The following is an 18837-nucleotide window of genomic DNA, read 5'->3' on the forward strand; positions in this document are numbered from 1 at the left end:
GGGGGCGGCCGTGTCCATTCTGTGCTGCTTGGTTACGTGGCTTTTCGGCGCACCACCGACGTCCACAAAGGGCAAATTCAAAATATCCCGCACGCCGGCACCGGCGGGATTCTCTTCGCCGGCGTCGGGATCCTCCAGGACGCCCGGCGTCTCAGCGCCCCAAAAATCTTCAGCCCCTGCGGCCATTCCTCCAGGCCGCTTTCCGCGTTGATATGCCCCGCACCTGAAAGCACCACGACCCGGCTGCCCCAATCCTCGGCAAACTTGCGCGCGCGTTCCAATCGGCAGTAGGGATCGTCGTCGCTGGCCACAACCACGCTCTGAAAGGGCAGGGGTTGGCGGGGGATAGGTGCGAAGGCGCGCAGGCAGGCGGGGGCGTCGGGGCGTTCGACGTCGGCGGGGGCGACCAGCAGCGCGCCGGCGACTTTGGCGCGTAGGGGGATGGGCAGGGAGGCGCTGATCAGGCAGCCCAGGCTGTGGGCGACGAGCAGGACGGGGCTGCGCGCGCGGTCGACTTCGGCGGCCAGCGTGGACACCCATTCGGCGGGCGACGGGTTTTCCCAGTCGCGTTGTTCGATGCGCACGGCGTGGGGCAGCGTGGCTGCCCAGCGGGATTGCCAGTGCTCGGGTCCGGAGTTTTTCCATCCGGGGACGATGATCGGTTGGAGTCTCATGGCGGCCATCTTGCCGCGCGGCGCTTGTAACTCAAACGAATAAATCGTCTTTTGCATATACCGCACCGGGTATAAGGCCAGGCCAGCCCGGAATGCGGCTTGCCTGTCCGACGTAGCCCTACCGGAAGGCAGCCCTTCCTATCAAACGTAGCCCGGGCCGAAGCCGGCGCCGCGTATCGAAGAAGGCTTTGCACGATGCGGCACCATTGCGCCCGAACCCCGCCGGAAGTCGGGCCAGATGGGCATAAAAGCCGCATTTTTTCGGTGTATGCTTGCCGTGCAAAAGCACCGTGGCGGGGCGTGAACTTATCGGTATCCGGCGTCCGCCCGCTACGAAAACCAATGATTAAAGCGATTAAAGGAGTCCACTCATGAAGCCAGTATTTCGTCTGACCCCGGTCATCGCGGCGCTGGGAGTCGCCGCTGGCCTGACGTTTGCCGCGGGAGCGCACGCGCAAACCATCAAGATTGGCGTGGTCGGCCCCACCACGGGCGCCGTTACGCAATATGGCGACATGGTCCGCGAAGGGGTGGATACCGCCATTGAACGCATCAACGCCGCGGGCGGCGTCAACGGCAAGAAGCTGGAAGCGGTGGTGATCGACGACGGCTGCGAGCCCAAGCAGGGCCCGGTTGCCGCGAACCGCGTCGTGAACAGCAAGATCGGCTTCGTGGTCGGTCACGTGTGCTCGGGCGCGACCATCGCCGCGGCTGACGTCTATAACAACGAAGGCGTGGTCATGGTGACGCCGTCGGCCACGGCGCCCGCGGTCACTGACGGCAAGAACTACGAGTTCATCTTCCGCACCATCGGCCGCGATGACCAGCAAGGTCCCGCCGCCGCGAAGTTCGTGCTGGAAAAGATCAAGCCGAAAAAGGCCGCCGTGCTGCACGACAAGCAGTCGTATGGCCAGGGCATTGCCACCGCCGTCAAGAACGACCTGGAAAAGGGCGGCGTGCCCGTCGCGATTTTTGAAGGCGTCAATGCCGGCGACAGCGACTACTCGGCCGTCATCACCAAGCTTAAGGCCCAAGGCGTGGACTTCGTCTACTACGGCGGCTACCACCCGGAAATGGGGCTGTTGCTGCGCCAGGCCGCCGAGCAAGGCGTGAAGGCCAAGTGGATGGGTCCGGAAGGCGCGGGCAATCCGGACATCAACGCCATTGCCGGCGATGCCGTCGAAGGCATGTTGCTGACCTTGCCGGCCGACTTCACCCAGAATGCCGCCAACGCGGACATCGTGAAGGCGTTTGAAGCCAAGAAGCGCAACGCCGGTGGCGCGTTCCAGATGACGGCCTACACCGCGACCCAGGTCATTGCGGACGGCATCAAGGGCGCCGGCAGCGACGACCCGACCAAGGTTGCCAAGTACCTGCACGCCAATTCCTTCGACACGCCGATCGGCAAGGTGTCGTGGAACAAGCAGGGCGACCTGACGAACTTCCAGTTCGAGGTCTTCACCTGGCACAAGGACGGTTCCAAGACCGTCTATAAGTAATACCCGCAAGTAATACCGGGCAGTCATGGGCGGGCGGGCGCAAGCCCGCCGCTGCATAAGAAAACGGACCGCAAGCCATACGGCGTGCGGTCCGTTTTTTATTGCCGGGCAGGCGGTGGACGCGGCGGCCGGATGGCCGGCCGGGGGCGCGCCCGCCGATAGGCTTACAGCCCTTGTACGCGGCGACCGGTGTCGGCTTCGAACCAGTGCAGCGGGTGGCGGCCGTCCGGGCCGACGTTGACGCGGTTACCCACCTTGGCGGACGACTCGGACAATTGGCGCGTCGTGCAGCGCACGACCAGCGTGCTCTTGCCGCAGCGGCAATGCACCAGCTGTTCCGAACCTAGCGTTTCGACCATCTCAACTTCGGCCGGCACGCCTTGCGTATTCAGCAGCATGTGTTCCGGACGCATGCCCATGATGATCTTGCGGCCGCGCACCTGCGCCGGCACTTGCAACGGCGAGATCTCCAGCGGCGTGCCGTCGGCCGTCTGCACGGTACCGTCGCCTGCCACCTGTACTTCCATCAAGTTCATCGGGGGCGAGCCGATGAAGCCGGCCACGAACGTCGAGGCGGGCTTTTCGAACACTTCCATCGGCGTGCCGATCTGCTCGGGCACGCCTTGGTACATGACGATCATGCGGTGCGCCAGGGTCATGGCTTCGACCTGATCGTGCGTCACGTACAGGCTGGTCGTGCCCAGGCGGCGGTGCAGCTTCATGATTTCAAGGCGCATCGCCACGCGCAGCTTGGCGTCCAGGTTCGACAGCGGTTCGTCAAACAGGAAGACCTTGGGTTCACGCACGATGGCGCGGCCCATGGCAACGCGCTGGCGCTGGCCGCCGGACAGCGCACGGGGGCGGCGGTCCAGCAGGTGGCCCAGTTCAAGAATCTGCGCGGCGATGTCCACGCGCTTCTTGATCTCGTCCTTGGAGAATTTACGGATCTTCAAGCCATAGGCCATGTTTTCAAACACGGTCATGTGCGGGTAGAGCGCGTAGTTCTGGAACACCATCGCGATGTCGCGTTCGGCGGGTTCCAGGTTGTTGACGACCTTGTCGTCGATGACGATGTCGCCGCTGGTCACGGTTTCCAGGCCGGCAACCATGCGCATCAGCGTTGATTTGCCGCAGCCGGACGGGCCGACGATGACGATGAATTCGCCATCTTTGACATCCATGTCGATGCCATGGATGACCGGCACGTTGCCGGCATAGGTTTTCTTGACGTTACGGAAGCTGAGAGTAGCCATGTTTATTCGTGTTCGGAGTCGTGTTCGGGTAGGCGAGGGCGGGCAAGCGTCACTTTTCAGTGTCGACCAGACCCTTGACGAACCATTTCTGCATCAGGATGACGACGAGCGCCGGCGGAATCATGGCCAGCATGGCGGTGGCCATGGTGATGTTCCATTCGGTCACGCTGTCGCCGCCGCTGATCATCCGCTTGATGCCGATGACGACGGGGTACATGTCTTCCTGCGTGGTGATGAGCAGCGGCCACAGGTATTGGTTCCAGCCGTAGATGAACTGGATCACAAACAGGGCGGCGATGCTGGTCTTGGACAGCGGCAGCAGGACGTCGAAGAAAAACCGCACGGGGCCCGCGCCATCGATGCGCGCGGCTTCGATGAGCTCGTCCGGCACCGTCAGGAAGAACTGGCGGAACAGGAAGGTGGCGGTGGCCGAGGCGATCAGCGGCAGCGTCAGGCCGGCGTAGCTGTTCAGCAGACCCAGGTCGGCCACGACTTTATAGGTGGGGGCGATCCGGACTTCGACGGGCAGCATCAGCGTGACGAAGATCATCCAGAAAAAGAACATGCGGCCGGGGAAGCGAAAGTACACGACCGCGAATGCCGACAGCAGCGAGATCGCGATCTTGCCGATGGAAATCGACAGCGCCATGATCAGGCTGACGTACATCATGCGGCCGACGGGCGCGCCCGACGAACCGCCGGACGAGCCGCCAAACAGCGCCTGCATGTAGTTATCGACGAAGTGCGGGCCGGGAATCAGGGACATCGGCGCTTGCGCCACTTCCTGGGCAGTCTGCGTAGACGCCACGAAAGTGATGTAAAGCGGGAATGCCACCATCGCCACGCCGCAGAGCAGAATGAAGTGGGCCAGAATATCCAGCCAGGGACGGCGTTCAACCATTGTTATTAGCCTCGAACAAAATCAATACTGCACTTTGCGGTCGACGTAGCGGAACTGTACGACCGTCAAGGCAACCACAATGAACATCAAGATGACCGACTGGGCAGCGGACGACCCCAGGTCCAGGCCACGGAAGCCGTCGCTGTACACCTTGTAGACCAGGATCGAGGTCGACGTGCCCGGACCGCCCTGCGTCGTGGTGTCCACAACGGCGAAGGTGTCGAAGAAGGCATAGATGATGTTGACCACCAGCAGGAAGAACGTGGTGGGCGACAGCAGCGGGAACACGATGCTCCAGAAGCGGCGCGCCGGGCTGGCGCCGTCGATCGCGGCGGCTTCGATGAGCGAGCGCGGAATCGATTGCAGGCCTGCCAGGAAAAACAGGAAGTTGTACGAGATCTGTTTCCAGACGGCGGCGACAAGCACCAGCATCATGGCCTGGTTGCCATCCAGGCGCGGGTTCCAGTCCACGCCGGACTTGCGCAGCGCGACAGCCAGAATGCCCACGGAAGGCGAAAACATGAACAGCCACAGCACGCCGACCACGGCGGGCGCCACGGCGTAGGGCCAGATCAGAAGGGTCTTGTAGAGTCCCGCGCCGCGAATCACGCGGTCGGCCATGACGGCCAGCAGCAGGGACACGCCCAGACCCACAACGGCCACCAGCACCGAGAACACGGCGGTGACACGGAAGGAATCAAGGTAGGCCTGTTGCGAGAACAGTTCCATGAAGTTGTCGAGGCCGACGAACTCGGACGACAAACCGAAGGCGTCTTCCAACCGCATGGATTGCCACATGGCTTGTCCGGCGGGCAGGAAGAAGAAGACCACGGTAATGATCAACTGCGGCAGAAGCAGCAGATAGGGCAGGGTCTTATGCCCGAATACAACGCGTTTTTCCATAGGGGGTACCCAAGGTACAGAAAAGCGGCGGTTGGATTAACCGCCGCTTGAAACCGCTTTCATAAAAATACGATAGGCTTAAAGCCCTAAAAAAACCAGGGCTTTAAGCCTTGCGCTCGTATCCGGATTGGCCGTTAAGTCATTGTCACGCTTGAGAAATGCGCGAAGGCAATCGCCTGACGGAATCCCGGAAAGGGCGCTACTTTACACTCTTCTCGAACTTTTCCAGCAACTCGTTGCCGCGCTTGACGATGTTCTCGGCGCCGTCCTTGGCCGCAACCTTGCCGGACACGATGCGTTCGATTTCAGCGTCTTCGATTTCACGGATCTGCGGCAGGAAGCCCAGGCGCAGGCCACGCGATTGCGCGGTGGTTTCAACGTTCAGCTGCTTCACGCCGACTTCGGTGCCCGGATTCTTGTCATAGAAGCCGTCTTTCTTGGTCAGTTCGTAGGCGGCCTTGGTGACCGGCACGTAGCCGGTCTGCTGGTGCCAGCGAGCGGCGATTTCCGGGCTGGCCAGGAACTTGAAGAATGCGGTCACGCCCTTGTAGGTTTCCGGCTTCTTGTTGGCGAAGACCCACAGCGAAGCGCCGCCGATGATGGTGTTCTGCGGGGCGCCTTGCACGTCGGCGTAGTAGGGCACGGTGGAGGTGCCGAATTCGAACTTGGCGTTCTTGGCGATGTTGGCGCGCAGGCCGGACGAACCGGTGATCATGGCGCACTTGCCGCTGATGAACAGCGAGTTCGGCTCGTCGCCGCGGCCGCCGTACATGAAGATGCCTTCCTTGCCCAGCTTGGCCAGGTTTTCCAGATGGCGCACGTGCAGCGGGGTGTTGATCGCGATGCGGGCGTCCAGGCCACCGAAGCCGTTGTCCTTGGTGGCGTACGGCACGTTATGCCAGGCCGAGAACGTTTCCAGCTGGACCCACGAGGGCCACGACGTGGTGTAGCCGCATTCCTGGCCGGCGGCCTTCAGCTTCTGACCGGCGGCGGCCAGCTCTTCCCAGGTCTTGGGCGGCTTGTCGGCGTCCAGGCCGGCCTTCTTGAAGGCGTCCTTGTTGTAGTAGAAGACAACAGTCGAGCTGTTGAAGGGCATCGACACCAGCTTGCCGTCGGCCGACGAGTAGTAGCCGGCCACGGCGCCGATGAATTCCTTCGGATCGATCGGGTTGCCGACTTCTTCCGACATCTGCTGGACCGGCTTGATGGCGCCCTTGGCGTACATCATCGTGGCGGTGCCGACTTCGAACACTTGCAGGATGTCCGGCGCATTGCCGGCGCGGAACGCGGCGATGCCGGCATTCATGGATTCGCCGTAGTTGCCCTTGTAGATCGCCTTGACCTGGTAGTCAGGGTTCTTCTTGTTGAACTCGTCAACCAGACCGTTGACGCGGTCGCCCAGGGCGCCTTCCATCGAGTGCCAGAACTGGATCTCGGTGGCGGCATGCGCGGACGCGCCCGCGAACGCGGCCATGACGGCAGCGAAGGTTAAAGCAATACGGTGTGATCGCATGGTGAAGTTCCTCCTGATGGGCGTGTTGTGACCGGGTTGTCCGGACACGGAAAACACGACACCTTATGAATTGTTTGTGACAAAACCGTGACTTTCACATCACTCCAAACGCCTGTCAAATTGCGCGTTTGAGGCGCGAACGAACATTTTCTTTTTTTTCCCCAACGGAGTTGACCGATTACAATGCTGCGCTATGAAAAACGAACTTTCGATTGCGTTCATTGGCGGCGGCAATATGGCGGCCGCTTTGGCCTCGGGTCTGGCTGGCAAAGTATGCCCCGCCGGGAACATCCATGTCATTGACATTAATAAGGATAGCCACGCTGCCTGGCAGGCGCGCGGCATGACCACCGCGGTGGCTCCCGACGAGGCCCTGGCGCGGTGCCGCGTTTGGGTGTTCGCGGTCAAGCCACAGAACATGAAAGATGTTGTGGCTTCCACACGTCAGTGGCTTCGGGACGACACCTTGGTGGTAAGCGTGGCCGCCGGCATTCGCGCGGACACGCTGGCCGGCTGGCTCGGCACGCCCGACGCGCCGTTCAAGCGGCTGGTGCGCTGCATGCCGAATACGCCCGCGCTGGGGGGCGCCGGCATGACGGGCCTGGCCGCGCTGGACGGCGTGGGTGAGGCCGACCGCGAACTGGCTGCGCAGTTGCTCTCCAGCGTGGGCCAGGTGGTGTGGGTGGCCGACGACGCCGCGCTGGACGGCGTGACCGCCTTGTCGGGCAGCGGGCCGGCCTATGTATTCCTGTTTCTGGAAGCGCTGGTGGCTGGCGGCTTGAAGGTCGGCCTGACCGAAGCGCAAGCCAAGCAGTTGGCCTTGGGCACGCTGGCCGGCGCGACCCAGCTTGCGGCGGAATCTGACGAACCCTTATCGGTACTGCGCGAACGCGTCACGTCCAAGGGCGGCACCACGGCGGCGGCGCTGGCGGCATTCGGTGCGGCCGGCTTCACCGGCATCGTCGAAGACGCCATGGCCGCCGCGGCCCGGCGGTCGGGCGAGCTGGCAGAGGAATTCGGGAAATGAGCAAGGCAAGCCGGGGCTTTCCCGCCATGAGCCGCACGCAATTCGGCATCGCCGTGTTGTGCATGCTGCTGGTGGTGGTGGGCTCCAACATTCTGGTGCAGGTACCGCTTAACGACTGGTTGACGTGGGGCGGGCTGTCGTACCCCATCGCCTTCCTGGTGACCGACGTGCTGAACCGCCGCTTTGGCCCCGGTGCCGCGCGGCGCGTGGTCTGGTTCGGCTTTGCGGCGGCCTTGGTGGTCTCGTTCTGGGTGGCGTCGCCGCGTATTGCGCTGGCGTCCGGGCTGGCCTACATCTGCGCGCAGCTGATTGACATCCAGGTGTTTGACCGTTTGCGCGACCAGCGTTGGTGGCGCGCGCCGCTGGTGTCGGGCGTGCTGGGTGCCATTCTGGATACGGTGGTGTTCTTCAGCGTGGCGTTCGCCGCCACGGGTGCGCCCTGGACGACCTGGCTGATGGGCGATCTGGCCATCAAGCTGGCGGTCAATATCAGCATGTTGGCGCCGTTCCGTGCGCTGATGTGGAACCTGGCCCGGCCGGCCAACGCCTGACGGCGGCGGCCTGGATCTCAGCGTCGGCACGACGCTTTAAAAAAAGCGCGTATGGATGGCGGTTCCCCCGCTTGCCATACGCGCTTTTTTATTAACCGGATAATCATTATTCGTAAGTCCGGCGTAAGCAGTGTATTTAAATGCGAGACCGCGCTTGATTCGAACGCTGTATTAATGATTATTCATATATCGGCGGTGGCAGCGGTGGCGCGAAGCAGCCTCTATCCCGCCTGCAAATTTCGCGATTTCCCCAACAATTTCATGAGGTTGCAAAGCTGATCCGTCACGATTAAACGTTTGGCGCTAAATATTGGGGATTACACGCAGTGACAGTATGGCGGCTTGCTTCCAGAATACCGCCCACACCGTGTTTTTGCCCAAGAAGCCGGCGACGCGCGATACGGATTGCGGGGTATCCACCCGACTAACCGTTTCGATCAGAGCCGCTCAAAACCTCGCTGGAGAACTCCGCATGAAGTTTCTGAATCGCCTTACCCCGGTTGCCATGGCGCTTGGGGCACTTGCCTTGGCTGGCGCCGCGCACGCCGCCGACACGATCAAGATTGGCATTCCCCAGCCTATGACCGGCCCCAACACCCAATACGGTGACCAGATCCAGGCCGGCGCTTTGACTGCCATTGAAACCATCAACGCCAAGGGCGGGGTCAAGGGCAAGAAGCTTGAACCCATCCTGATCGACGACGGTTGCGAACCCAAGCAGGCCGTTCCGGCCGCCAACCGCGTGGTCAACTCCGGTGCCAAGTTCGCCGTGGCCCACGCTTGCTCGGGCGTGACCGTGGCCGCCGTGAAGGTCTACGAGGAAGAGGGCATTGTCGGCATCACCCCGGGCGCCACGTCGCCGCTGGTCACCGACACCATCAAGCCGCATTTCTTCTTCCGCACGATTGGCCGCGACGACCAGCAAGGCCCGTACGCCGCCGCGTACATTGCCAAGACGCTGAAGCCGCAAAAGGTTGCCGTGCTGCACGACAAGCAAACGTACGGCTCTGGCGTGGCCACACAGGTCAAGGACGCGCTGGCCAAGCAGAACGTCAACGTGGCGCTGTTTGAAGGCATCAACGTTGGCGACAGCGACTACTCGGCCATCATCACCAAGCTGAAGTCGGCGGGCGTGGACCTGGTCTACTTCGGCGGCTACCACCCTGAACTGGGCCTGCTGCTGCGCCAGTCGCGCGAACAAGGCCTGAAGGTTCAGTACATGGGCCCGGAAGGCACCGCCAACCAGGACCTGGTCGCCATTGCCGGCCCGGCCATCGACGGCTTGCTGGTCACGCTGCCGGCCGACTTCACCAAGCTGCCCGGCAACGAAAGCATCGTGAAGGCCTTCAAGGACGCTAAGCGCGATCCGGACGGCGCCTTCCAGATGCCCGCGTACGCCGCCGTGCAGATCCTGGCCGACAGCATCAACGCCGTGGGCGAAGACCCTGCCAAGGTCGCGGACTACATGCACAAGACCACGTTCAATACCGGCATCGGCAAGGTCGAGTACGACGCCAAGGGCGATTTGAAGAACTTCGAATTCGCCGTCTACAAGTGGGACAAGGACGGAAAGAAGACCCAGCTGTAAACTCGCGATCCCGCCGGCACGGTGCCGGCGTGTAGGGCCTGTCGTCTTCGTTGTGCCGTAATCCGCGTAGCGATGCGCCAAAAGCGCTGTGCGGCCGGCAAGCGGTGATCACAGGCCCTTATAAAATACGCCCAGGTTTCCGGCTCCGGGTCTTCTCACCGGGGCCGGAACCATTTGGAGCAAGAGAATAATGTCTGACCTCATACCCCAACTTACCCAGCAATTCTTCAACGGATTGTCTCTGGGCGCGATCTACGCGTTGATTGCCATCGGCTACACAATGGTCTACGGCATCATCGGTATGATCAACTTCGCCCACGGCGAAATCTATATGATCGGCGCCTATGTCGGCTTGGTCACCTTGACGTCCATCGGCACCAATAGCGGTCTGCCGGTGCCGTTCATCATCGCCGCCATGCTGCTTGTGGCCATTACCGTGACCGGCATCTACGGCTTCTCGGTCGAACGCGTGGCGTACCGCCCCGTACGAGGCAGCCCCCGCCTGGTGGCGCTGATTTCGGCAATCGGGATGTCGATCTTCTTGCAGAACTGGGTGGCCCTGGGCCAAGGCGCGCGCGACATGGCCGTGCCGTCGCTGGTGTCCGGCGCCGTGCAGTTCCACATGGGATCCGACTTCGACGTGACGGTGCCGTATTCGCGCATCATGATCATCGTGGTGACGGTGGTGCTGATGATCGGCCTGACGCTGTTCATCAAGTATTCCCGCATGGGCCGCGCTTCGCGCGCCTGCTCGCAAGACATGCACATGGCCAACCTGCTGGGCATCGACACCAACCGCGTGATCTCGTTCACGTTCGTGATGGGCGCGATCCTGGCGGCGGTGGGCGGTGTGCTGATCGCCATCACCATCGGCAAGCTCAACCCGTTCATCGGCTTTCTGGCCGGCATCAAGGCCTTTACGGCGGCGGTGCTGGGCGGCATCGGCAGCATCCCCGGCGCCATGCTGGGCGGCGTGCTGCTGGGCCTGGCCGAGACCTTCGCGGCTGCCTATATCTCGTCACAGTACAAGGACATCGTGGCGTTCTCGCTGCTGGTCCTGATTCTGCTGTTCCGTCCCACCGGGCTGCTGGGCAAACCTGAGGTGGAAAAAGTCTGATGTCGAAAAACAATATTAAAAACGCCACGATGGCGGCCGTGTTGACGGCGGTCATCGTTACGCCGGTGTTTGGCTTGCAACTGATTCGTCAGGGCGCGCGCACGTCGATGGAGTCGCACTGGGGCCTGGTGGCGCTTGCCGCCGCCGTGGTGTTTGTATTCCAGATGCTGCGCCCGTGGATCGCCATTCCCTTCCAGAAGCTCAAGACGGGCCTGCCGACGTTGCCGTCGGCGCCCGCCAAAAGCCACAAGGGGCTGGCGCTGCTGCTGCTTGCCATCGCCGTTATCTGGCCGTTCTTCGCGGGACGCAGCTCGGTCGACATCGCGACCCTGGTGCTGATCTACGTGATGTTGGGCCTGGGCCTGAACATCGTGGTGGGTTTTGCCGGGCTGCTGGACCTGGGCTTCGTCGGCTTTTATGCGGTGGGCGCCTACACGTACGCCTTGCTGTATCACTGGGGCGGCTGGAGCTTCTGGGAAGCACTGCCGTTCTCGGGTGCGATGGCGGCCTTGTTCGGCTTCGTGCTGGGGTTTCCGGTGCTGCGCTTGCGGGGCGATTACCTGGCCATCGTGACGCTGGGCTTCGGCGAAATGATTCGCCTGCTGCTCATCAACCTGAACACGCTGACGGGTGGCCCGGACGGCATTTCCGGCATTCCGAAGCCCACGGTATTCGGCTTGGAAATGACGCGTCGCGCCAGCACCGAAGGCGGCACCACGTTCCACGACTTTTTCGGCCTGACGTTCCAGAACCAGCACATGGTCATCTATCTGTACATGATGGCGCTGCTGCTGGCCCTGATTACATTGTTTGTCTCCACGCGTCTGATCCGCATGCCGGTCGGACGCGCCTGGGAAGCGCTGCGCGAAGACGAAATCGCGTGCCGCTCGCTGGGGCTCAACCCCACGCGCATCAAGCTGTCGGCATTCACGCTGGGGGCAACGTTCGCCGGGTTTGGCGGCGCGTTCTTCGCGGCGCGCCAAGGCATGGTGAACCCGGAATCCTTCACCTTCATCGAATCCGCGTTGATCCTGGCCATTGTGGTGCTGGGCGGCATGGGCTCGCAGGTGGGCGTGATTCTGGCGGCCATCCTGCTGACCGTGCTGCCTGAACTGGCGCGCGAGTTCGCCGAGTACCGGATGCTGATGTTCGGCTTGGTGATGGTGTTGATGATGATGTGGCGTCCGCAGGGGTTGTTGCCCATGAAGCGTCCCCACGTGGAGCTGTCTAAATGAGCGAGGCATTGCTGAAAGTATCCGGACTTACCATGCGGTTCGGCGGCCTGTTGGCCGTGGACAGCGTGGGGTTCGAAGTCCAGTCCGACGAGGTCTTCGCCATCATCGGCCCCAACGGGGCCGGCAAGACCACCGTGTTCAACTGCGTGGGCGGCTTCTATGCGCCCACGGCCGGCGACATCATCATGGACGGCAAGCCGATTACCGGTTTGCCCAGCCACAAGGTGTCGCGCCATGGCCTGGTGCGCACGTTCCAGAACGTGCGCCTGTTCAAGCAGTTGACCGTGCTGGAAAACCTGCTGGTGGCGCAGCACACGCAAGTGGAATCACGGCTGCTGCCGGGCCTGTTAAAGCTCAAGGGCTATCGACAATCGGAAGCCGAGGCGCTGTCGCGCGCGGCGCAGTGGCTGGACTTCATGGGCTTGCGCGAATTCGCCAACCGCGAGGCGGGCAACCTGGCCTATGGCCACCAGCGCCGTCTGGAAATTGCACGTTGCATGATCACCAAGCCCCGTCTGCTGATGCTGGATGAACCGGCGGCCGGCCTGAACCCTCAGGAAAAGCGGGATCTGCAATCGCTGATCGACCAGCTGCGGCGCGAGTTCGGCGTGGCGGTGCTGCTGATCGAGCACGACATGAGCCTGATCATGGGCATTTCCGACCGTATCCTGGTCATGGAACACGGCAAGCCGATCACCACCGGCACCCCCGAGCAGGTGCGCAACGACGAGCGCGTCATCAAAGCGTACCTGGGGGAGGAATGATGCTTAAGCTGGAAAACATACACACCTTTTACGGGGCCATCCAGGCGTTGAACGGCGTGTCGGTAGAGGTCAACAAAGGCGAAATCGTGACCTTGATCGGCGCCAACGGCGCGGGCAAGACGACGCTGTTGATGACGGTCTGCGGCAACCCGCGCGCGCGTGAAGGCAAGATCACGTTCGAAGGCGAGGACATCACCCGCAAGGATACGCATCACATCATGCGCAATGGGATCGCCATTTCGCCTGAAGGCCGACGCGTGTTCAAGGACCTGACCGTTGCTGAAAACCTGATGATGGGCGGCTTCTTTTCGAAGCGCGCCGAAATCGAGGAAGGCATCGACCACGTCTACGGCCTGTTTCCGCGCTTGAAAGAGCGTTCGGCCCAGCGCGCCGGGCTGATGTCAGGCGGCGAACAACAGATGCTGGCAATCGGCCGCGCACTGATGACGCGTCCGCGCCTGCTGCTGCTGGACGAGCCCACGCTGGGATTGGCGCCGCTGGTGATTGCGCAGATTTTCGACATCATCCGCGAAATCCGCGAGCGGGGCGTGACGGTATTCCTGGTGGAACAGAACGCGAACAAGGCGCTGGGCGTGGCCGATCGCGGTTATGTGCTTGAAAACGGCCGCGTCGTGTTGCAAGACACGGGCGCCAATTTGCTGGTCAACGATCAAGTCCGCAAGGCATACCTGGGCGGATAACCATCACGTTGACGTATTCCCCGCGAAGGGAAATTCGGGCGCATCGAAAGATGCGCCTTTTTTTGCGCGCGTTCCGATCAGGCCGCGATCAGCTGTTTGGCCAGATCGGCTTCGTAGTGCGCGATGGCGGCGCGCGCCAACGCGTCGATGGAGTCCGTCAGCGTCACGCCCAGACTGGCGCGCAGCGCGTGCGGTACGGCCAGCGGCAGCTCGGTGCAGCCCAACACCACGGCGTCGGCGCCGCGCGCTTTCAGGCGGGCGATGCATTCCGCGGCGGGCGCGAACGCGTCTTCCAGGCGGTTGCCTTTGACGGCGCGGATCGATCCCATGCAATAGCGTTCGACCTCGTCGTCATCCGGCACGATGCATTCGTAGCCTTGCGCCAGCAAGTGCTTCTGGTACAGGCCCAGCTTCAAGGTGGCGGCCGTGCCCATCAGGCCGATACGCCCGCCGGGCAAGCCCAGGCGGTGCAGGTCGTCGATGACGGCCTGGATGATATGCAGCACGGGCACGCCGGTAGCGGCCGCGATCTCGTGATACCAGAGGTGCGCCGTGTTGCAGGGGATGGCGATCAGCTGCGCGCCGGCCTGTTCCAGAAAGCGCACGCCTTCGACCATATGGGGCAGGGGGCTTTCGCCGCCGGCCATGTACGCGCTGGACCGGTCGGGAATGCGGGGATCGTTGCGCAGCAGCGTGGGGATGTGCTGCTGGTCAATCGCGGCGGGCGTCAGCGCCGCCAGGCGTAGGGCAAAGGCCGCGCCGGCCATGGGACCCATACCGCCCAATACACCCAGGTAGCAGCCCTGGGAAAACGTCTTCACTTTATACACTCCGGGCTAATGCATCACCGGGCGTCAAAACCTGGCCCGGGCGTTGCGTGGTGGTCCGTTCCCCATCCCACACCTGGCGGCCATTGACCCACACCGCGTGGATGCCCTGGCTTGCCTGAATGGGAGCTGAAAAAGTGGCCACATCCGTTACCGTGGCAGGATCGAACAGCACCAGGTCAGCATGATACCCCTGGCGCAGCAGACCGCGTTCAGCGATGCCATATTGGTCAGCCGCCAGGCCGGTCATCTTGTGGATGGCGGCTTCCAGCGACAGCAGCTGCTGCTCGCGCACCATCGTGCGCAGCACATTGGTGAATGTGCCCCATTGGCGCGGGTGGGGGTGCGGATCGAACGGCAGGCCGTCCGAACCGACCATCGTCAGCGGATGCGCAAAGATGCGGTTGACGTCGGCCGGGTCCATCAAAAAGTAGATGGCGCCGGCGGGGGCCAGGCGCGCCACGGCGGCCTCATCGTCCAGGCCCAGCTCTTGCATCACGTCGCTGAAGTCGCGGCCCGTGGCTTCCGGGTAACCCTTGGACCACGTGATCATCGTGCGGCTGGCCAGCCGCGCGCGGTCCAGGCGCAGCATCGTGGACGTGGCCGGGTAGGGGTGGCAGTCCAGGCAGACGGGCTGCTTGGCGGCGGCGCGGTTGATCAGGTCCAGCGTTTCTCGCGTGCGGCCATGGTTGCGCTCGCCGGCCAGCTTGTGGTGCGAGAAGACCACGCGGCAGTCCAGTTCACGTCCGATCAGCAGCGCCTCTTCCATGGCGGGCACGATATGGTCGGCCTCGTCGCGCAGGTGAGTGGCGTACAGGCCACGACGGCCGGCGCCGTTTGCCGGCTTCAGTGGCCGGCAAACGTCGATGATTTCGTCGGTGGGGGCGGCGCTGGCGGGCGGATAGAACGTCCCGGTTGACACGCCGAAGGCGCCTGCATCCAGCGCTTCTTGCAGCAGGGCGCGCATGGCGGCGCGTTCAGCATCGTCCGCGGCGCGCGAGGTGTCGTCCATCACGGCCACGCGCAAGGTCGTGTGGCCCACCAGCGCAATGACGTTCACGGCGGCGGGCGTGTCGCGCAATGCGTCCATCCACGCGCGAAACGTGCCAAAGCGGAACAGCTCTGGCGGCCCCAGCAGGTCCAGCGGCTGGGGAATGTTGTGGCGTTCAAGCGGCGCCAGGCTGATGCCGCAGTTGCCGGTCACCACCGTGGTGATGCCCTGCGACACCTTGGGCAGCATGTCGGGGTGCGCCAGCAAGTAGCCGTCATCGTGGGTGTGGGAATCGATGAAGCCCGGCGCCAGCACCTGGCCCCGGCCGTCAATCACCGGCACGCCCGCGGGGTGGGCAAAGCTGCCCACGGCCGCGATGCGTTCGCCCAGCACGGCCACGTCGCCCTGGCGGGCGGGCCCGCCCGAACCGTCGATAAGCGTGGCGCCGGCCACGATGAAGTCTGCCTGCAAGGTGTGCTGCGTCATGAAGGCTTAGTCCAGTTTCTCGATGCCGGCGGTGTCGATGATCTTCTGCCACTTGGCGGTTTCACGATCGATCAGTTGCTTGAAGTCTTCCGGCGAGCCGGTTGCCGGTTCGGCGCCCAGCGTGGCCAGGCCGGTGCGTACTTCGGGCGCGGCCAGGGCTTTCTGGATGGCGGCATTCAGCTTGGTAACGACGTCGGCCGGCGTGCCCTTGGGCGCGACCACGCCACCCCAGGCCACCGTTTCATAGCCCTTCAGGCCGGACTCGTCCAACGTCGGCACGTCGGGCATCAGCGCCAGGCGCTTCAGGCTGCTGACGCCAATGGCGCGGACCTTGCCGCTTTTGACCAGCGGTGCGGCTTCGGACGTGTTGACGAACAGGTAGTCCAGGCGGCCGCCCAGCAGGTCCTGAATGGCGGCGGGGCCGCCGTTATACGGGATGAACATGACATCCAGCTTGGCCATGCTCTTGAACAGTTCGCCACCCATGTGGCCGGTCGTGCCCACGCCCGACGCGCCATACGACAGGCGGCCGGGTTCCTTGCGCGCGCGGTCGATCAGGTCTTGCACGCTTTTGACGGGCGATTCTGCCGGCACGATCAGCGCGTTGTACAGGTCGAACATGTGGGCGACCGGCGTCAGGTCCTGATCCACGTCGTAGGGCAGGCGCTTGAACAGCGAACGGTTGACCGCCAGCGTGTTGATGTTGCCGTAACCCACCGTGTAGCCGTCCGGAGCGGCGCGCTTGACCAGCGCAATGCCGATGTTGCCAGCCGCGCCGGGTCGGTTCTCGATCACCATCGTGGCGCCCGTGTCCTTGGCGATCTGGGTGGTGATCAGGCGCGACAGCACGTCGGGCGATCCGCCGGCGGCGGACGGCACCACGAACGTGATGGGCTTGTCGGGATAGGCGTTGGCGGCCGATGCGGTGGCGACCAGTGTGGCGCTGACGGCCAGCGCCGACAGGCCGCGGATAAATTGACGATGCATGGTGGTATTCCCCTTGTTTTGTTGTGGTGACGGGCGCAGATTACACCCGCGTTGCGGCGCTGCATCATCGAAAAATGTGGCAATCCTATAATCCGCCGTTATCGATAAGGGGAAGGAAAAATGGATGCGGAAGGCTATGCGGACGAGGTCGGACCCAGCGCGGGGCGGCCGCTGAACCTGCGTCAGATCGAGGTCTTTCGGGCAATCATGATGGCCGGCTCGATCAGCGGCGCGGGCCGCATGCTGCACGTGTCGCAACCGGCCGTCAGCCGCGTGCTGGCGCTGACGGAAAGCCGGCTGGGCTATCGCCTGTTTGAACGCGTCAAAAGCCGTTTGTCCCCCACGGCCGAAGCACGGCGGCTGTATGCGGAAGTAGAGCAGGTGTATGGCGGCATCCAGCGCGTGAACGACCTGGCGGCCAGCCTGGGCCAATCCGGCGCGGGCATGTTGAAGATAGTGGCTAGCGCCAGCTTCGGGCAGCGGCTGATTCCGATGGCGCTTGAGCGCTTTCGGGGGCGTAATGCGGACGCGCGGGTCGATTACCGCAGCGTCACGTTTGACGAACTGGCGGCGTACTTTTTGTCGGGCCAGGCGGATATCGGCATTTCCATGCAACCGCCCGATCATCCCAATTTGACGTCGGTGCGGCTGGCTCGCGTGCCGGTGGTGTGCGTGATGCCCGCCGCGCATCCGCTGGCCAGCCACAAGGTCGTGCACCCCGAGGATTTCTCATCCGCCGCGTGGATCGGTTATCCGAGCGACACGCCGCTGGGTCGGGCGCTGGTCACGTTTTTTGGCGATGGGCCACGGCATGCCGCCGCCATAGAAGTGCATTCGCCGGTGACGGCGTGTTCGTTCGTGCAGCAGGGTTTGGGGCCGGCACTGGTGGACACGTGGTGCGTATCGCCCGAGCAGTCCGCGCACATGGAGCTGCGGCCGATCGCGCCGGAATCCAGCGTTGAAATCTGGGCCACGCATTCGAACCTGAGCGCGCCGCCGCTGCTGGCGCGCCGGTTTCTGGCGGCGGTGAAAAAGACGCTGGAACTGGAAGGCGCCGCCGACACGGCGTGACGGCGTCCGTTGTCGGCGGGGTCAGCGCAGGCGCGGAGTTTCCGGCGCGCTGCGGGGCGAGCAGGGCGCGGCAGGCAGGACGCAGGACCCCGGACGCCGGACTTGGGATTACGCCAGCCCTTCGGCCTTCAACGCGGCCTGCACGCCCTTGTCGGCTTCCATGCGCTTGAAGAATGCGGCCAGATTGTCCTGGCCGGCCAGGTCGATTTCCTTGGCGTGCGCCCAGCGCAGCACCACGTACAGATAGGCGTCGGCAATGGAAGGCGCGTCGCCCGCCAGATACGGCTTTCCGGCCAATTGCGCATCCAGCTGCGAGAACAGCTTGGTCAGCAGTTTGGACGCCGACCCCGCCAGCTCTTTCTGCGCGGCTTCATCACCCAGGAAGCGCGACGCACCGAAGATCATCGAGAATGTCTTGTGGATGTCGGAATTGACGAAGCCCAGCCAGCGGCGGACATCGGCGCGCGAGCGCGCGCTGCCGTCGCCCAGCAGTTGGGCTTGCGGCGCCTGCTCGGCGATGTATTCCAGGATGGCCACGTTCTGCGTAAGGGTCCAGTCACCGACGCTCAATGCGGGCACGGCGCCCAGGGGATTCACCTTCAAAAACTCCGGGCCTTTCAGCGCTTCGCGGCTCAGTTGGTGCGTTTCATAGGGCTTGCCCACCCACTCCAGAACGATATGGGAAGCGAGCGAACACGCGCCGGGCATGTAGTAAAGTTTCATGTGATCGGGTCTCCTGAACGAAAGAA

At 63.2% G+C, this 18837-nt stretch carries 18 protein-coding genes; 9 read left to right on the plus strand and 9 right to left on the minus strand.

The genetic code is table 11. The features are described from left to right. Positions 1–77 precede the first annotated feature (77 nt). Positions 78–674: an RBBP9/YdeN family alpha/beta hydrolase gene (locus ACNPP0_RS21625; protein ID WP_120157478.1), complete on the minus strand. Its 597-nt coding sequence runs from the start codon at positions 672–674 to the stop codon at positions 78–80. 371 nt (positions 675–1045) lie between these two features. Between ACNPP0_RS21625 and ACNPP0_RS21630 the strand changes: the two genes are divergently transcribed. Continuing rightward, a complete protein-coding gene (locus ACNPP0_RS21630; RefSeq protein ID WP_332608078.1) occupies positions 1046–2173 on the plus strand; it encodes a branched-chain amino acid ABC transporter substrate-binding protein in 1128 nt (375 codons plus the stop codon). Between the two features lie 164 nt (positions 2174–2337). Here the strand turns inward: ACNPP0_RS21630 and ACNPP0_RS21635 are convergent, their stop codons facing one another. The 4 genes from ACNPP0_RS21635 to ugpB all read right to left on the minus strand — a co-directional run bounded on the left by ACNPP0_RS21635 (position 2338) and on the right by ugpB (position 6743). Beyond that, the gene (locus ACNPP0_RS21635; protein WP_448706958.1) at positions 2338–3426 is read right to left on the minus strand and encodes a sn-glycerol-3-phosphate import ATP-binding protein UgpC; all 1089 of its coding nucleotides are present in this window, start codon (positions 3424–3426) and stop codon (positions 2338–2340) included. Positions 3427–3475: 49 nt separating this feature from the next. Next, a complete protein-coding gene (gene ugpE, locus ACNPP0_RS21640) occupies positions 3476–4327 on the minus strand; it encodes a sn-glycerol-3-phosphate ABC transporter permease UgpE (RefSeq protein ID WP_046806305.1) in 852 nt (283 codons plus the stop codon). Between the two features lie 21 nt (positions 4328–4348). Beyond that, a complete protein-coding gene (gene ugpA / locus ACNPP0_RS21645) occupies positions 4349–5230 on the minus strand; it encodes a sn-glycerol-3-phosphate ABC transporter permease UgpA (protein WP_046806304.1) in 882 nt (293 codons plus the stop codon). Positions 5231–5429: 199 nt separating this feature from the next. Beyond that, complete coding sequence (ugpB, locus tag ACNPP0_RS21650) at positions 5430–6743, minus strand: sn-glycerol-3-phosphate ABC transporter substrate-binding protein UgpB (RefSeq protein WP_332608080.1); 1314 nt, start codon at positions 6741–6743, stop codon at positions 5430–5432. Between the two features lie 193 nt (positions 6744–6936). Between ugpB and proC the strand changes: the two genes are divergently transcribed. The 7 genes from proC (at position 6937) to ACNPP0_RS21685 (ending at position 13726) form a co-directional block, all read left to right on the plus strand. Continuing rightward, positions 6937–7770 carry a pyrroline-5-carboxylate reductase gene (gene proC, locus ACNPP0_RS21655; RefSeq protein ID WP_448706959.1) on the plus strand — a complete coding sequence of 278 codons (834 nt, stop codon included), beginning with the start codon at positions 6937–6939 and terminating at the stop codon, positions 7768–7770. Next, positions 7767–8321 carry a queuosine precursor transporter gene (locus ACNPP0_RS21660; RefSeq protein ID WP_448706960.1) on the plus strand — a complete coding sequence of 185 codons (555 nt, stop codon included), beginning with the start codon at positions 7767–7769 and terminating at the stop codon, positions 8319–8321. Before proC ends, ACNPP0_RS21660 begins: the two co-directional genes overlap by 4 nt. A 472-nt stretch (positions 8322–8793) precedes the next feature. Continuing rightward, positions 8794–9909, plus strand: a complete 1116-nt coding sequence (locus ACNPP0_RS21665; protein WP_104143925.1) for a high-affinity branched-chain amino acid ABC transporter substrate-binding protein — start codon at positions 8794–8796, stop codon at positions 9907–9909. A gap of 190 nt (positions 9910–10099) precedes the next feature. After that, a complete protein-coding gene (livH, locus tag ACNPP0_RS21670; protein WP_050728699.1) occupies positions 10100–11026 on the plus strand; it encodes a high-affinity branched-chain amino acid ABC transporter permease LivH in 927 nt (308 codons plus the stop codon). Next, entirely contained in the window at positions 11026–12261 is a 1236-nt protein-coding gene (locus ACNPP0_RS21675; RefSeq protein WP_162941207.1) for a high-affinity branched-chain amino acid ABC transporter permease LivM, read from the plus strand. The genes livH and ACNPP0_RS21675 overlap by 1 nt, the downstream gene beginning before the upstream one ends. Next, a complete protein-coding gene (gene livG / locus ACNPP0_RS21680; protein ID WP_448706961.1) occupies positions 12258–13025 on the plus strand; it encodes a high-affinity branched-chain amino acid ABC transporter ATP-binding protein LivG in 768 nt (255 codons plus the stop codon). The genes ACNPP0_RS21675 and livG overlap by 4 nt, the downstream gene beginning before the upstream one ends. Then, positions 13025–13726, plus strand: coding sequence for an ABC transporter ATP-binding protein (locus ACNPP0_RS21685; RefSeq protein WP_448706962.1), 702 nt, complete (start codon positions 13025–13027; stop codon positions 13724–13726). Before livG ends, ACNPP0_RS21685 begins: the two co-directional genes overlap by 1 nt. Positions 13727–13803: 77 nt before the next feature. On the opposite strand, the gene cuyB is transcribed toward ACNPP0_RS21685, so the two are convergent. Genes cuyB through ACNPP0_RS21700 form a run of 3 tightly spaced genes read right to left on the minus strand, consistent with a single transcriptional unit; the run spans position 13804 to position 17017 of the window. Next, the gene (cuyB, locus tag ACNPP0_RS21690) at positions 13804–14547 is read right to left on the minus strand and encodes a cysteate racemase (RefSeq protein ID WP_448706963.1); all 744 of its coding nucleotides are present in this window, start codon (positions 14545–14547) and stop codon (positions 13804–13806) included. A 1-nt stretch (position 14548) separates the two neighbouring features. Next, entirely contained in the window at positions 14549–16030 is a 1482-nt protein-coding gene (locus tag ACNPP0_RS21695) for an N-acyl-D-amino-acid deacylase family protein (protein ID WP_448706964.1), read from the minus strand. A gap of 6 nt (positions 16031–16036) precedes the next feature. Beyond that, on the minus strand, positions 16037–17017 hold the full coding sequence (locus ACNPP0_RS21700) for a Bug family tripartite tricarboxylate transporter substrate binding protein (RefSeq protein WP_332608087.1): 981 nt from the start codon (positions 17015–17017) through the stop codon (positions 16037–16039). A gap of 120 nt (positions 17018–17137) precedes the next feature. On the opposite strand from ACNPP0_RS21700, the gene ACNPP0_RS21705 reads away from it, so the two are divergent. Then, positions 17138–18088: a LysR family transcriptional regulator gene (locus ACNPP0_RS21705; protein ID WP_332608088.1), complete on the plus strand. Its 951-nt coding sequence runs from the start codon at positions 17138–17140 to the stop codon at positions 18086–18088. A gap of 108 nt (positions 18089–18196) precedes the next feature. Here ACNPP0_RS21705 and ACNPP0_RS21710 read toward each other — a convergent pair whose 3' ends face one another. After that, positions 18197–18811: a glutathione S-transferase family protein gene (locus ACNPP0_RS21710; RefSeq protein ID WP_448706965.1), complete on the minus strand. Its 615-nt coding sequence runs from the start codon at positions 18809–18811 to the stop codon at positions 18197–18199. Positions 18812–18837 lie beyond the last annotated feature (26 nt).

The sequence above is a fragment of the Achromobacter semiaridum genome (genome assembly GCF_053543755.1).

Excerpts from the sequence above, each read along its gene's own strand:
- ACNPP0_RS21625 (WP_120157478.1), bottom strand. The coding sequence starts at position 674 with ATGAGACTCCAACCGATCATCGTCCCCGGATGGAAAAACTCCGGACCC.
- ACNPP0_RS21660 (WP_448706960.1), top strand. The coding sequence starts at position 7,767 with ATGAGCAAGGCAAGCCGGGGCTTTCCCGCCATGAGCCGCACGCAATTC.
- ACNPP0_RS21635 (WP_448706958.1), bottom strand. The coding sequence starts at position 3,426 with ATGGCTACTCTCAGCTTCCGTAACGTCAAGAAAACCTATGCCGGCAAC.
- livH (WP_050728699.1), top strand. The coding sequence starts at position 10,100 with ATGTCTGACCTCATACCCCAACTTACCCAGCAATTCTTCAACGGATTG.
- ugpA (WP_046806304.1), bottom strand. The coding sequence starts at position 5,230 with ATGGAAAAACGCGTTGTATTCGGGCATAAGACCCTGCCCTATCTGCTG.
- proC (WP_448706959.1), top strand. The coding sequence starts at position 6,937 with ATGAAAAACGAACTTTCGATTGCGTTCATTGGCGGCGGCAATATGGCG.
- livG (WP_448706961.1), top strand. The coding sequence starts at position 12,258 with ATGAGCGAGGCATTGCTGAAAGTATCCGGACTTACCATGCGGTTCGGC.
- ACNPP0_RS21665 (WP_104143925.1), top strand. The coding sequence starts at position 8,794 with ATGAAGTTTCTGAATCGCCTTACCCCGGTTGCCATGGCGCTTGGGGCA.
- ugpB (WP_332608080.1), bottom strand. The coding sequence starts at position 6,743 with ATGCGATCACACCGTATTGCTTTAACCTTCGCTGCCGTCATGGCCGCG.
- ACNPP0_RS21705 (WP_332608088.1), top strand. The coding sequence starts at position 17,138 with ATGGATGCGGAAGGCTATGCGGACGAGGTCGGACCCAGCGCGGGGCGG.
- ACNPP0_RS21685 (WP_448706962.1), top strand. The coding sequence starts at position 13,025 with ATGCTTAAGCTGGAAAACATACACACCTTTTACGGGGCCATCCAGGCG.
- ACNPP0_RS21695 (WP_448706964.1), bottom strand. The coding sequence starts at position 16,030 with ATGACGCAGCACACCTTGCAGGCAGACTTCATCGTGGCCGGCGCCACG.
- ACNPP0_RS21675 (WP_162941207.1), top strand. The coding sequence starts at position 11,026 with ATGTCGAAAAACAATATTAAAAACGCCACGATGGCGGCCGTGTTGACG.
- ACNPP0_RS21710 (WP_448706965.1), bottom strand. The coding sequence starts at position 18,811 with ATGAAACTTTACTACATGCCCGGCGCGTGTTCGCTCGCTTCCCATATC.
- ugpE (WP_046806305.1), bottom strand. The coding sequence starts at position 4,327 with ATGGTTGAACGCCGTCCCTGGCTGGATATTCTGGCCCACTTCATTCTG.
- ACNPP0_RS21700 (WP_332608087.1), bottom strand. The coding sequence starts at position 17,017 with ATGCATCGTCAATTTATCCGCGGCCTGTCGGCGCTGGCCGTCAGCGCC.
- ACNPP0_RS21630 (WP_332608078.1), top strand. The coding sequence starts at position 1,046 with ATGAAGCCAGTATTTCGTCTGACCCCGGTCATCGCGGCGCTGGGAGTC.